The 13166-nt window shown below is 60.1% G+C and carries 14 protein-coding genes; 8 read left to right on the forward strand and 6 right to left on the reverse strand.

Annotated elements, in window-relative coordinates:
* Window positions 1–2 precede the first annotated feature (2 nt).
* From glyQ to def, 5 genes are all read right to left on the reverse strand, one after another.
* Window positions 3–1025: a glycine--tRNA ligase subunit alpha gene (glyQ, locus tag OZ656_RS00145; protein ID WP_036149746.1), complete on the reverse strand. Its 1023-nt coding sequence runs from the start codon at window positions 1023–1025 to the stop codon at window positions 3–5.
* A gap of 134 nt (window positions 1026–1159) precedes the next feature.
* Window positions 1160–2563 carry a Trk system potassium transporter TrkA gene (gene trkA, locus OZ656_RS00150; RefSeq protein WP_014420019.1) on the reverse strand — a complete coding sequence of 468 codons (1404 nt, stop codon included), beginning with the start codon at window positions 2561–2563 and terminating at the stop codon, window positions 1160–1162.
* A complete protein-coding gene (rsmB, locus tag OZ656_RS00155) occupies window positions 2560–3861 on the reverse strand; it encodes a 16S rRNA (cytosine(967)-C(5))-methyltransferase RsmB (RefSeq protein WP_141066715.1) in 1302 nt (433 codons plus the stop codon). Before rsmB ends, trkA begins: the two co-directional genes overlap by 4 nt.
* Before the next feature lie 2 nt (window positions 3862–3863).
* Window positions 3864–4799 (reverse strand): methionyl-tRNA formyltransferase, encoded by a 936-nt coding sequence (gene fmt, locus OZ656_RS00160; protein ID WP_011783622.1) that lies wholly within the window; start codon window positions 4797–4799, stop codon window positions 3864–3866.
* A gap of 80 nt (window positions 4800–4879) precedes the next feature.
* Window positions 4880–5386, reverse strand: coding sequence for a peptide deformylase (def, locus tag OZ656_RS00165; RefSeq protein ID WP_198324811.1), 507 nt, complete (start codon window positions 5384–5386; stop codon window positions 4880–4882).
* A gap of 464 nt (window positions 5387–5850) precedes the next feature.
* Here def and OZ656_RS00170 point away from each other — a divergent pair, with 464 nt between their 5' ends.
* The 8 genes from OZ656_RS00170 to OZ656_RS00205 all read left to right on the forward strand — a co-directional run bounded on the left by OZ656_RS00170 (window position 5851) and on the right by OZ656_RS00205 (window position 12552).
* Window positions 5851–6867: a LysM peptidoglycan-binding domain-containing protein gene (locus OZ656_RS00170; RefSeq protein WP_011783624.1), complete on the forward strand. Its 1017-nt coding sequence runs from the start codon at window positions 5851–5853 to the stop codon at window positions 6865–6867.
* A 33-nt stretch (window positions 6868–6900) separates the two neighbouring features.
* On the forward strand, window positions 6901–8118 hold the full coding sequence (gene dprA, locus OZ656_RS00175; protein ID WP_141066716.1) for a DNA-processing protein DprA: 1218 nt from the start codon (window positions 6901–6903) through the stop codon (window positions 8116–8118).
* Between the two features lie 15 nt (window positions 8119–8133).
* A complete protein-coding gene (locus OZ656_RS00180) occupies window positions 8134–8706 on the forward strand; it encodes an L-threonylcarbamoyladenylate synthase (RefSeq protein WP_114434652.1) in 573 nt (190 codons plus the stop codon).
* Between the two features lie 8 nt (window positions 8707–8714).
* On the forward strand, window positions 8715–9641 hold the full coding sequence (gene hemF / locus OZ656_RS00185; RefSeq protein WP_011783627.1) for an oxygen-dependent coproporphyrinogen oxidase: 927 nt from the start codon (window positions 8715–8717) through the stop codon (window positions 9639–9641).
* A complete protein-coding gene (gene aroE, locus OZ656_RS00190; protein WP_278351391.1) occupies window positions 9634–10461 on the forward strand; it encodes a shikimate dehydrogenase in 828 nt (275 codons plus the stop codon). Before hemF ends, aroE begins: the two co-directional genes overlap by 8 nt.
* A gap of 38 nt (window positions 10462–10499) precedes the next feature.
* Window positions 10500–11273, forward strand: a complete 774-nt coding sequence (locus OZ656_RS00195; RefSeq protein WP_014420028.1) for a motility protein A — start codon at window positions 10500–10502, stop codon at window positions 11271–11273.
* Between the two features lie 3 nt (window positions 11274–11276).
* Entirely contained in the window at window positions 11277–12110 is an 834-nt protein-coding gene (locus OZ656_RS00200) for a flagellar motor protein MotB (RefSeq protein ID WP_153739714.1), read from the forward strand.
* 124 nt (window positions 12111–12234) lie between these two features.
* On the forward strand, window positions 12235–12552 hold the full coding sequence (locus tag OZ656_RS00205) for a PA4642 family protein (protein ID WP_011783631.1): 318 nt from the start codon (window positions 12235–12237) through the stop codon (window positions 12550–12552).
* A 30-nt stretch (window positions 12553–12582) separates the two neighbouring features.
* On the opposite strand, the gene OZ656_RS00210 is transcribed toward OZ656_RS00205, so the two are convergent.
* A complete protein-coding gene (locus OZ656_RS00210) occupies window positions 12583–13122 on the reverse strand; it encodes a gamma carbonic anhydrase family protein (RefSeq protein WP_014420031.1) in 540 nt (179 codons plus the stop codon).
* Window positions 13123–13166 lie beyond the last annotated feature (44 nt).

The following is a 13166-nucleotide window of genomic DNA, read 5'->3' on the forward strand; positions in this document are numbered from 1 at the left end:
GATTATGCGTTCCCCTGTTCCTGCGGTGCCTTGTTGGCTTTCTTGCCCTTTTTACTGGCCTTGGCGTCGGCGGCTTCAGCGGCGGCCAGCACTTCCTTGCGGAGGTGTTCCGGGGCCAGCGGGAAGCCCAGCTTGCGACGGCTCTCGAAGTAGGCCTGGGCCACGGAGCGAGCCAGGGTACGTACACGCAGGATGAAACGCTGGCGCTCGGTCACGGAGATGGCGTGACGGGCGTCCAGCAGGTTGAATGTGTGGGAGGCCTTGAGCACCTGCTCATAGGCCGGCAGTGGCAGACCTGCGTCGATCAGGCGGGCGCTTTCCCGCTCATAGACATCGAAGCTGTGGAACAGGAACTCGGTGTCGGCATGTTCGAAGTTGTAGGTGGACATTTCCACCTCTTGCTGATGGAACACGTCGCCGTAGGTAACCACGCCATCCGGGCCATTGGTCCAGACCAGGTCATACACGCTGTCCACACCCTGCAGGTACATGGCGATACGCTCAAGGCCGTAGGTCAGCTCGCCGGTGACCGGATAGCATTCCAGGCCGCCTACCTGCTGGAAGTAAGTGAACTGGGTCACTTCCATACCGTTCAGCCAGATTTCCCAGCCCAGGCCCCAGGCGCCCAGGGTCGGCGATTCCCAGTTGTCTTCGACAAAGCGGATGTCGTGCACCAACGGGTCCAGGCCCAGGGCGCGCAGAGAATCCAGGTACAGCTCCTGAATGTTGTCCGGAGACGGCTTCAGAACCACCTGGAACTGGTAGTAGTGCTGCAGGCGGTTGGGGTTCTCGCCGTAACGGCCGTCGGTGGGGCGGCGGCTGGGCTGGACGTAGGCGGAGTTCCAGGTTTCCGGACCGATGGATCGCAGGAAGGTGGCCGGGTGGAAGGTACCGGCGCCCACTTCCATATCCAGGGGCTGGAGAACCACGCAGCCGTGCTGCGCCCAGAAATTCTGCAATGCCAGGATCAGACCCTGGAAGGTCTTGATGTCCGGCGCGGAGTTGTTGGTTGCCTTGTCTGTCACGACGTTTGCCTGCTGGTCAGTCTGTGTGTGGGCCCCGGTTCCGGGGCACTCCGAAAATTTGAAAACGCGCATTATACGCTGGCCGGCGCCGCATTTCTAAGTGCCAGCCAGGGTGTTGTTTTGCCTGAGATCAATCAGAAGAACGTGAGGCCCACCTGGAACAGTTTCTCGACGTCCCGTATGCGCGACTTGTCCACCAGGAACAGGATCACGTGGTCGTCTGGTTGCACCCGAAGGTGGTCGTGGGCGATGAGCACTTCGTTGTGCCGGACAATGGCACCAATGGTCGTTCCGGATGGCAGATTGATTTCGTCCAGGCGTTTGCCAACCACCTTGGAGGAACGGTGGTCGCCGTGGGCGATGGCCTCAATGGCTTCGGCCGCGCCCCGGCGCAGGGCGTGCACGTTCACCACATCACCACGGCGCACGTGGGTAAGCAGGCTGCCGATGGTGGTCTGCTGGGGTGAGATGGCCACGTCGATATCGCCGCCCTGGATCAGGTCCACGTAATCGGGGTTGTTGATCAGGGTCAGGACCTTGCGGGCACCCAGTCGCTTGGCCAGCAACGAGGCCATGATGTTGGCTTCGTCGTCGTTGGTGACGGCGCAGAACACATCGGTATTCTCGATGTTCTCTTCCAGCAGGATGTCCTTGTTGGCTGCATTACCTTCCAGTACCACGGTCTTGCGCAGGCGCTCGGACAGCATCACGCAGCGTTCATGGTCCCGTTCCAGGAGTTTCACCTGATAGCGGTCTTCCAGGGTGTTGGCCAGCCGGTAGCCGATGTTGCCACCGCCGCAGATGAAGATGCGTTTGTAGGGCTTCTCCAGCGGTTGCAGTTCGCTCATCACCGAGCGGATATGGTCGGCGGCGGCGATAAAGAACACCTCGTCGCCGTCTTCAATTACGGTATCGCCCTGGGGCATGATCGCCCGGTCCTTGCGGAAAATCGCCGCCACCCGGGTATCGATCTTGGGCATGTGGGTGCGAAGGTAGGACAGTTCGTGCCCCACCAGTGGGCCGCCCTCGGTGGCGCGAATGGCGACCAGTCGGGTCAGGCCCTTGGAGAACTCCAGTACCTGCAGGGCACCGGGGTATTCAATCAGCCGGGTAATGTGCTGGGTTACCAGATGTTCGGGACTGATCAGAACGTCCAGGGGGAAGCCTCTCAGGCTGTCCAGGTCCTTGACCGTATCCCGGTTGTAGAACAGTTCCGGCTTGGCCAGATAGGCGCCGGCACGCACACGGCAGATGGTAGTGGGGGTCTTGTACAGCAGCTTGGAGACCTGGCACGCCACCATGTTGGTTTCATCGCTGTTGGTTACCGCGATGATCATGTCGGCATCTTCGGCACCGGCCTGTCGCAATACCGTGGGATAGGAGGCGCGGCCATGCATGGTGCGGATGTCGAGCCGGTCCTGCAGTTCGCGAAGGCGGGCGCTGTCGTTGTCCACCACGGTGATGTCGTTGGCTTCGTTTGCCAGGTTTTCCGCCAGGGTGCCGCCGACCTGGCCGGCGCCGAGAATCAGGATTTTCATGGTTCAGGTTTCTCCAGCACGGCGTAGAAAAAGCCGTCATGGCTGTCCGGGTCTGGGAACAGCTGACGCCCGGTGTTCATGTCCCGGCCCCAGTCTGCGTCGATGGTCTTCAGCGTTGCCTGATTCTGCTGCTTCAGGAACCGCTGGATTATACGGTGGTTCTCCTGTGGAAACACCGAACAGGTGGCATACACCAGTCGCCCACCGGGCTTCAGGATAGACCACATGGCCTCCAGCAGGCCAAGCTGGATACTGGCCAGAGGCACGATGTCGGACTCCCGGCGCAACAGTTTGATGTCCGGGTGCCGGCGGATCACGCCGGTAGCGCTGCAGGGAACGTCCAGCAGGATGCGGTCGAAGGGCGTGCCGTCCCACCAGCTGTCGATATCGGCGGCATCGGCCTGGGTCAGGGTGGCGTGCAGGTCGAGCCGGTCCAGGTTTTCCTGGACCCGGGGCAGGCGCTCGGCGGATTCGTCGATGGCCACCACTTCGTCCAGTTCGCCACAGGCTTCAAGGATGGCGCAGCTCTTGCCTCCGGGCGCGGCGCAGGCATCCAGTACCCGCTGGCCTGGCTGCAGATCCATTAGAGTCGTACACAATTGGGCGGCTTCATCCTGAACACTGACCGCGCCGTCCTCGAACCAGGGCAGTCGGTCCACCGGCACCGGCCGTTGGAGCTGGATGCCGCTGGGGGCAAAGCGCGTGGCGTGGGCCTCGATGCCGGCTTCCGACAACAGGTTCAGGTACTCGTCGCGTTTGAAGCGCAGGGCATTGACCCGCAGGGTCATGGGTGCCTGCTGGTTGTTGGCTTCAAGGATGGCCTGCCAATCGTCCGGCCAGTTGTGGCGAAGCTTCTCCACCATCCACACCGGATGACTGAAGCGGCCACTATCGTCTTTCGGCGCTGGCGCCCCTTCCCTTTCGGCGGCCCGCAGCACTCCGTTGACCAGACCGGTCAGGTGGGGCTTGTCCAGTGCCCGGCAAGCCTCCACGGTTTCGTTCAGTACCGCGTAGGTGGCCTGTTCGCTGTAACGCAACTGGAACAGGGCCACCAGCATCAGGTGGTGAATGATCCGGTCCGGCTTGCGCAGGGGCTTTTTCAGGCGCTGGTTCAGCTCGCTCTCAAGTCGGTGAAACCAGCGGCAGGTGCCATAACAGATAGCTTGCAGCTGTGGCCGTTGTTCCGGTGGTAACTGGTTCAGGGCGGGGGGCAGGCATTGGGATAACGACTGGCCCTGTTCCACCGCCAGCAATACGTTGGCGGCAATGGCGCGGAATGGCAGGGGCTGGTAGGCCATGGTCAGTTCAGCTCCTGGCCGGGCAGCAATACCTGCTTACCACCGTTGATCAGATCGTTGATGCTCTGGGCCTTGCTGCCTGGTAACTGCGCGGAAGTGATTCTGAGCGTGCCGGTGCCGCAGGCAACGTCTACACCGTCCCGCTCCCGGGCAATCACGGTACCGGGACCCTTGTCGCTGCCCTGCTTCAGGGCGCTGGCCTGATGAATACGGATACGTTGCTCGCCAAGATCGGTAAAGGTACCGGGCCAGGGGTTGAACGCGCGAATCAGTCGTTCGATTTCCTGCGCGCTTCGGCTCCAGTCGATGTGGCCCTCTTCCTTCGACAGCTTATGGGCGTAGTTGGCCTCTGCCTCATTCTGGACTTCGCCGGTCAGATCGCCCTTGGCCAGCCGCTCCATGGCCTGCACAATAGCCTTGCCGCCCATCTCGGCCAGCCGGTCATGCAGGCTGCCGCCGGTATCGTCGGCGCTGATGGGGGTGTCCAGTTTCAGCAACATGTCGCCGGTATCCAGGCCCTCGTCCATCTGCATGATGGTGATTCCGGTTTCGGCATCGCCGGCGGCAATCGCCCGCTGGATAGGGGCGGCGCCACGCCATCGCGGCAGCAGGGAGGCGTGAATGTTCAGGCAGCCATGGGTTGGTATGTTCAGCACTGCCTTGGGCAGAATCAGGCCATAGGCAGCCACGATCATCACATCCGGTTGCAGTGACGCCAGTTCCTGTTGGGCCTCTTCTGGCTTCAGACTGACCGGTTGATACACGGGAATACCAGTATCCAGTGCCACCTGTTTAACCGGGCTGGGCATCAGTTTGCGGCCGCGGCCGGCGGGGCGATCAGGCTGGGTGTAAACGCCGACGATGTCGTAACCGGCATTCAGCAGGGTTTTCAGGGCGGTGGCGGCGAAATCCGGCGTGCCGGCAAACACAATGCGCACGTTGGTTGCTTCTCTGTGTCGTTGATACGAAAAAACCGGGTCGTAACCCGGTCCTGAATTCGGTCTATGCTGGCAGCGCCTCAGGCGCTCTGCTTGTGCAGCTTTTCCAGCTTCTTGCGAATGCGATTACGTTTGAGCTGGCTCAGGTAATCGACAAACAGCTTGCCATTCAGGTGGTCCATTTCATGCTGGATGCAAACTGCCAGCAGGCCTTCAGCCTCCAGGACAAACTCCTTGCCGTCGCGATCCTTGGCGGTAATCCGGCAGTGCTCGATGCGCTTCACATCTTCATAGAACCCCGGTACCGACAGGCAGCCTTCCTGCATGGCTTCGAGCTCGCCATCCAGCACTTCCACTTTCGGGTTGATGAACACCCGCGGCTCGGTTTTATCTTCGGACAGATCCATTACGATGATCTGCTTGTGCACATCCACCTGGGTCGCGGCCAGGCCAATGCCGCGGGCATCGTACATGGTCTCGAACATGTCGTCGATCAGCGTACGGATGTCATCGGTCACTTCCTCCACCGGCTTGGCGATGGTGCGAAGTCGTGGGTCCGGATACTCAAGAATTTCTCGAATCATAATGCTCTTGCTTCTGGCCTGTGTGTATCGGGCAATCTCTAATGTCAGCCTGTTTGACGGGCTGCCCAGCGCAGAATTTTACCATTTGTAACGCTGTGAAACCGATTGCCGAAATGCGACAGCGTACTGCGCAAATTTTCTTGGTCTGCCTATGATGAATCCAGAGATTCCGACAGTATGAACCGTTAATGCTGGCAGAGTTCCCGGGTTCAAGGTAATAACGTCCGCCTGACGGTGCCTATTATCCAATAATTCGCCGATTGAGTACAAACTGATCAGTTAATAGTTAAAATCTTTCACGAATGCGCTTCGATGGCTGCAGAAATCACTCGAAGAACAAAAGATAACATCACAAATTCCGGGACTTCTTCTATAGTAACGGGAATAACAACGTAATATGCTGCGGGGATTCTGCGGCGACATTACCGAACGCAAAGATTCAAGGCACGCGATCAAGGACATAAACAATGAGGAAACTGTTGTACGCTCTGGCAGCCTCTGCGCTGCTGTTTACCTCCTGGGCCCAGGCACAGCCGGAGCTGAGGTCTGATCATCCTGAGCGTTACACTGTCGTCAAAGGGGACACCCTCTGGGACATTTCAGCGCGATTCCTGAACAACCCGTGGTACTGGCCGGAAATCTGGCACGTGAACCCGCAGGTTGCCAACCCACACCTGATCTATCCCGGTGACCGCCTGGCACTGGTGTACATCGATGGCAAGCCCCGGATTACCAAGGTCGCGACCAGCGATGTGGTGAAGCTCTCGCCTCAGGTTCGTTCCGAGGCCATCGACACACCAATACCGGCCATCCCCCTGGATGCCATCGCCAGTTTCCTGACCGAAACCCGTATTGTCAGCCCGGAAGAAATTAACGGTGCGCCCTATGTGCTTGAAGGTGAGGACGGACGCATCATCACCGGTGCCGGTGACCGTATTTACGCTCGCGGCGAGAAGCCGGCCGATCGCGTGGGTATTTTCCGTCGCAGCAAGGAATTTGTGGATCCGGACACCGGCGAGTTCCTTGGCCTGGAAGCCCGGAGCATTGCTCGCGGCAACGTTAATGCCGAAAATGGTGATGTGCTGACCGTAGGCATTACCAAGTCCAGTGAAGAAGTGCGTATTGGCGACCGGTTGCTGGTGAATGAAGATCGCCGGCTGACCACCAGCTTCGTGCCCAGCTCGCCGGATAGTGAGATCGAAGGCAAGATGATTTCTGTCGATGGCGGTGTCAGCCAGATCGGTCAGTACGATGTGGTCGCCATTAACCGTGGTGAGCGCGAAGGCCTGGCGCCCGGTAATGTGCTGGCGGTGCTGAAGGCGGGCAACATGGTTCGTGATCCGGTCACTGGCGAAACCATTGAATTGCCGTCTGAGCGGGCTGGCCTGCTGATGGTGTTCCAGGCCTATGAGAAAATGAGCTACGGTCTGGTGCTGCAGGCAACGCGGCCCCTCTCGGTAGGTGACAAGGTCACCAATCCCTGAGGCCGCGCGTTTGATGAGTTGATGGAATAAGACATGGCCGGGCCGGAATGCCCGGCCATTGTTGTTTTCAAGGAAGAGAAAATGTCAGACCAGGAATTTCTGCAAACACCGGCAGGCCAGTGGCTGCTGCTGTCACTGCTGCCCCGGTTCGGAATCCCCCTCAGGGAGCGGATTCTGGGTTCTGTTGATACGCTCACCGACATCCTGCCCCTGAATGCAGCCACGCTTCGCGCCATGGGGCTTGGCGGCGATGCCGTGGAGGCGATTGTCGCCTGGCAGGCGGGGGAGCTCAGCCAGGGCGTCATTGCCCGGGCACTGGATATCTATCGCCAATGTCGGGAACGGGGTATTGGCGTGCTCGGACAGGGCCAGTCGCCCTACCCGGAATGCCTGCGCCATATCCACAATGCCCCTCTGGTGCTCTACACACTGGGTAACGTTGAGTTATTGCAACGGGACCAACTGGGCGTGGTCGGCAGTCGCAACGCCACCCGGGCGGGGCTGGACCATGCCCGCCAGTTTTCTGCCGAACTCAGCCGGCGGGGGCTGCTGATCACCAGTGGTCTGGCCCTGGGAATAGATGGTGCAGCCCACGCCGGCGCCCTGGATGCTGGCTATCCGACACTGGCGGTGGTGGGTTGTGGTCTCGACCGGTTGTATCCGGCCCAACATCGTAACCTGGCTCACCGCATCATTGAGAACGGCTTGATTGTTTCTGAGTACCCGCCGGGCACCCAGGCTCGGGCCGCCTATTTCCCCCAGCGTAACCGCATTATCAGTGGCCTCGCCCGGGGCGTGCTGGTGGTGGAGGCCAGCCTCCGGAGCGGTTCACTGATTACCGCTCGAACCGCCCTCGAGCAGGGGCGGGAGGTGTTTGCCATTCCCGGTTCGGTGCACAGCCCGGTGGCCCGGGGCTGTCACCAACTGATTCGCCAGGGCGCCCGGCTGGTGGAGACCGCCAACGACGTGATGGAAGAACTGGGTACCTGGTGGTCCATGCAGGCGCAGCCCGCAGAACCGGAAGCAACGGAGAATTCGTCAGACCTGTCGTTTCTGGACAGCCGGGAAATCGCGGTATTCGAGGCTTTGGGGTATGATCCGCAGTCTACCGATGCACTGAGCCTTGCCACGGGTTTGCCCGCGGATCAGTTGCTGCAGTCACTACTGATCCTGGAGCTTGAGGGCCTCGCCCATGCCTGCCCGGGTGGTTATCAGCGCACCGGTCGGGACCTTGTTCATTGTTCTGCATGAGGGCGCCGATATCTGATGGCGAATACATCTTCTCCGAGTTTTCTTCAACTGGCTCTTGCCCGCCAGACGGTACTGGCAGGCGGGGTAATCGCCTATCCCACGGAAGCGGTGTGGGGACTGGGGTGCGATCCCTGGAACCGGGAGGCGGTCGAATACATCCTTGAGCTCAAGCAGCGGCCCATGGAGAAGGGCGTGATACTGGTGGCAGCCTCGGTTGAACAGGTGCGTTTCCTGCTGGATCCGTTGCCCGACGCCGTTCAGAGCGAGGCTCTGCGCCACTGGCCAGGGCCGGTCACCTGTCTGTTGCCGGACGTAAACCAGCAGGTGCCGGAGTGGGTCCGCGGCAAACACAGTTCCATCGCCGTTCGAGTCAGTGATCATCCGGTGGTGCGGGCCCTGTGTGAGGCGACGGGTATGCCGCTGGTCAGTACCTCATGCAATCCGGCGGGGCGTCAGCCGGCCCGTGCCATCTGGCAGGTGCGGCGCTATTTCGGCGACCGCATAGATCGTATTGTCCCCGGTGCGCTGGGCGGCAATCGCAAGCCCAGTCGCATTATTGATATTGTTACCGGTCAACAGTTTCGCTAGGAGAATTCATGTCACAGCAGCCGGATATCCAGGCCGTCAAGGACTACCTCATCGGTCTTCAGGAGCGCATTTGTCAGCGGCTGGAAGCGGTCGATGGCCAGGCATCGTTTATCCGTGACAGTTGGCAGCGGCCGGAAGGCGGTGGCGGTATCAGCCGCGTACTGGCCGACGGTGGTGTTATCGAGAAGGGCGGCGTTAACTTTTCCCACGTGATGGGCGAGACCATGCCAGCGTCTGCCACGGCTCACCGCCCTCACCTGGCGGGCGCACCCTGGCAGGCCATGGGGGTGTCGCTGGTGATTCATCCGAACAATCCATACGTGCCCACCTCTCATGCCAACGTGCGCTTTTTCATCGCTACGCCGGAGGACAGCGCTCCGGTGTACTGGTTCGGTGGTGGCTATGACCTCACGCCCTATTACGGATTTGAGGAAGACTGCGTGCACTGGCACCGCACCGCAAAGGCAGCCTGCCAGCCATTCGGTGACTCCGTCTACGCGGACTACAAGCGCTGGTGCGACGACTATTTCTACCTCAAACACCGGCAGGAGCCACGGGGCGTTGGCGGGCTGTTCTTCGATGACTACAACACCGGCGATTTCGACCGTGACTTTGCCTTTATGCAGGCCGTGGGCGACAGTTACATTGAGGCCTACGAGCCGATTGTGCGCCGGCGTATGGATCAGCCCTGGGGGGAACGGGAGCGGGAATTCCAGCTCTACCGCCGGGGCCGCTATGTCGAGTTTAACCTGGTGTACGACCGGGGCACGCTGTTTGGACTGCAGTCGGGCGGCCGGACCGAGTCTATCCTGATGTCCCTGCCCCCGTTGGTGCGCTGGGATTACGACCGCCGTCCGGAGCCAGGCACTGAGGAAGCCCGGCTGACCGAGTATTTTCTGACCGGCCGTGACTGGTTGGAGGAACGTAATGACTAACGATCTGTATGCCGTGGTGGGCAACCCCATCAGCCACAGCAAATCACCCCGTATCCACAGCCTGTTTGCCCAACAGACCGGTGAGGCTGTGGAATACACCGCGATTCAGGCGCCGCTGGAGGATTTCGCCGGCACCGTTCATCACTTCTTTGACCACGGCGGCAAGGGTCTGAACATTACGGTGCCGTTCAAGGAACAGGCCTGGACCCTGGCTGAGCACCGGACTCACCGGGCCGAGCTGGCAGGTGCCGCCAATACTCTCTATCTGGATCAAGAAGACCAGCTGGTGGCCGATAACACAGATGGTGTGGGTATTGTTCGCGACCTCCGGGACAACCATGGCGTGCCTCTGAAGGGCGCGCGTGTGCTGGTGCTGGGCGCTGGTGGTGCGGTGCGCGGTGTGCTCGGGCCTCTGCTGGACGAGCAGCCCGCCAGTGTGGTTGTGGCCAATCGTACTGTCGCCAGGGCCGAAGCGCTGGCCCGGCTGTTCGGCCGGGAACACAGTGGCATTGAACTCTCGGCCTGTGGTTTTGAGCAGGTCGAAGGACCGTTTGATCTGGTGATCAACGGCACCAGCGCCAGCCTGAAGGGCGATTTGCCAGCCATTACGGCAGATGTGATCGGCGCAGATACCGTGGTCTACGACATGATGTATTCTCTGCAGACCACCACGTTTAACCAGTGGGCCCTGGATCATGGCGCCGTACACGTGTTTGACGGTCTGGGTATGTTGGTGGAACAGGCTGCCGAAGCTTTTTTCGTGTGGCGGGGCGTACGCCCGGAAACCTCGGCCGTCATCGAGGAACTGAGAACAGACTGAGGCAGGCGATGCAGCCGAGCCGTCGATAAGGGTCAGTTATGGATATTCTTACGCTTGTCGGGTTGCTAGCCGGAACCCTGATTGTGTTGCTCGCCATGTTGGCGAATGCAACCGTGCTTACCTTTCTGAACCTGCCAGGCCTGGCCATCGTACTCGGGGGTACGTTTGCCGTAACCCTGATCAAATTCCGGATGCCCTCCGTGCTGAGTGCTTTCCGACTGGCTTTCCGCGCAGCCTTTACGGACCGGTTGGCGCGCCCGGCGGAACTGATTCGGGAAGTGGGCGTGCTGGCCCGGGTGGTTCGCAAGGAGGGCATTCTGGGTCTGGAGAACCATGACACCAAGGACGAGTTCCTGCAGAAAGCCATCAACCTCTGTGTCGATGGCCACCCGCCGGAACTGGTGGAAGAGGCCCTGTTGCAGGATAGCCAGCAGACCGCCGAACGCTACGAAGTGGCGGAACGGGTGTTCCGCGGTATTGGCGAATCGGCACCGGCCATCGGCATGCTCGGTACCCTGGTGGGGCTGGTGCAAATGCTCAATACCCTTGATGATCCTTCCTCTATTGGTCCGGCCATGGCCATTGCCCTGCTGACCACCCTGTACGGCGCATTCATTGCCCAGCTGATGGCGTTACCCCTGGCCGACAAGTTGCAGCTGAAGGCGGAAGACGATGCCCGTAACCAGATGCTGATCATTACCTCCATCAAGAGCATCATGCGCGGTGAAAACCCCAGGGTTATGACCGAACTGCTGTCTTCCTACGTGTCTCCGGAACACCGCACCAACCTCGAACCCGAGCGGGAGGCCTGAGGTTTGCAACCGGCACGGCCACTGAAAAAGAACCGGGGCAAGAAAGGCACCCCGGACTGGATCGTGACGTTTGCCGATCTGGCCACATTGCTGCTGACGTTTTTTATTCTGCTGCTGTCCTTCGCCGAAATGGATGTGGAAAAGTACCGGGCCATGGCCAACTCCATGTCGCTGGCCTTTGGCTCCAGCAACGTGGTGGCGGAGGACGTGGGTGGCTCCCCTATTACCCTGGTTGAATCGGATACCGTCTCGCTGCCCGAACCGTCGGAGTCGTTGCAACAACAACCTGAGTTTATTGATGAGCGTACCGAGCGCTCGGAAACCCGGCAGATACCCGGCGGTGTGCTGGACCTGGCCGGGCGTCTGGTTCGGGAACTGGAAGAGGAAGTGGCTTCCGAAGCCCTGCATGTGAACTACGACGAGGATCAGGTGGTTATCCGGTTCTCGGAGGAAGCGACCTTCCGCTCTGGCGACGCCACCATCAAGCCGGAAATGATCCCGATCATCGAGCGTGTGGTGAGCGTCCTGTCCGCCTGTAGCGGGGATGTGGTGGTTTCCGGGCATTCCGACGATCGACCGATTTCCAGCAGTCAGTACCGCTCAAACTGGGACCTGTCTGCTGCCCGGGCGGTCTCGGTGGTGCATGAACTGGTACTCAACCGGGATATCCCCGCCGAGCGGGTCGTTGCCGCGGGCCGTGCCGAGACCCGGCCACTGGCCCCCAACACCAGCCCGGAAAACCGCGCTATCAATCGCCGGGTGGAAATCGCCATCCGTAACCCCGAATGCAGTGATGAAGTGCCCACCGCAGACCTGCCGGTGGAAATCCTGCCCTGAGCCGCCGGTATCTCCGCTCTCCTTATGCTCGCAGCGCAGATACTCATAGTGGATTCATATAACCTCTGCCCATTCAAAGCCTTATACTGTGCGCCCTGAATTGCACACAGCAGGAGATGCCAGCATGAGCGGACCGGACAAACCGAAAGTCATTGGTGAGGAATGGAGTGACGAGCGGGTAAAGAGCTATCTCGACCTGACCCCCTGGGACCGAAGCATCAATGCCGATTATTTCGTGCTGAGTCGGGCTTATGAATCTATGCGGGCCGAAGACTTCGAGCGCTTTATCAGCTTTTTTGTTGAAGCCGGTCGTGACCTGAATGCTGAAGACGAACACGGAGCAACCATTCTGGATCGGGTTGCTCTTCACCGGCGTAGTGCAGAGTATGCCCGCGTCCTGGAAAACGCCGGCGCACAAAAAAAGGCAGCGGCCGGGAATTGATTCCCGGCAAGGCTGCCTTGCCGCTGCTTTTTATTCTGAGGGATTCAGGTATTCGTCTTTCAGTTTGACGTAGTTGGCGGCAGTGTATTTGAAGAACGTTTTTTCCTTGTCGCTCAGGGCCCGGGCCTGCTTGCACGGGGAGCCCACGTACAGGTAGCCGGATTCCAGGCGTTTGCCTGGCGGTACCAGGGTGCCGGCGCCGATAATGACTTCGTCTTCCACCACGGCGCCGTCCATTACGGTACAGCCCATGCCGACCAGAACCCGGCTGCCAATGGTGCAGCCATGCAGCAGGGCTTTGTGGCCAACGGTCACGTCGTCGCCCAGGATCAGCGGCCAGCCGCCGGGGTTGTAGTCGCTGGCGTGGGTGATGTGCAGCACCGAGCCGTCCTGGATGCTGCAACGGTCGCCGATGCGGATCTTGTGCATGTCGCCTCGGATTACGGTCATGGGCCAGACCGAGCAATCCTCCCCCATTTGTACATCTCCGATGACCACGGCGCTGTCGTCTACCCAGGTGCGTTCGCCAAATTGTGGTGTGATACCCTTGTGAGTTCGTACATTCGCCATTACATATACCTCAATGCTGTCCAAGTGCGGTGCAAGGTGCCGGT

The sequence above is a fragment of the Marinobacter sp. LM1 genome (genome assembly GCF_042763285.1).
Taxonomy (GTDB): domain Bacteria; phylum Pseudomonadota; class Gammaproteobacteria; order Pseudomonadales; family Oleiphilaceae; genus Marinobacter; species Marinobacter nauticus.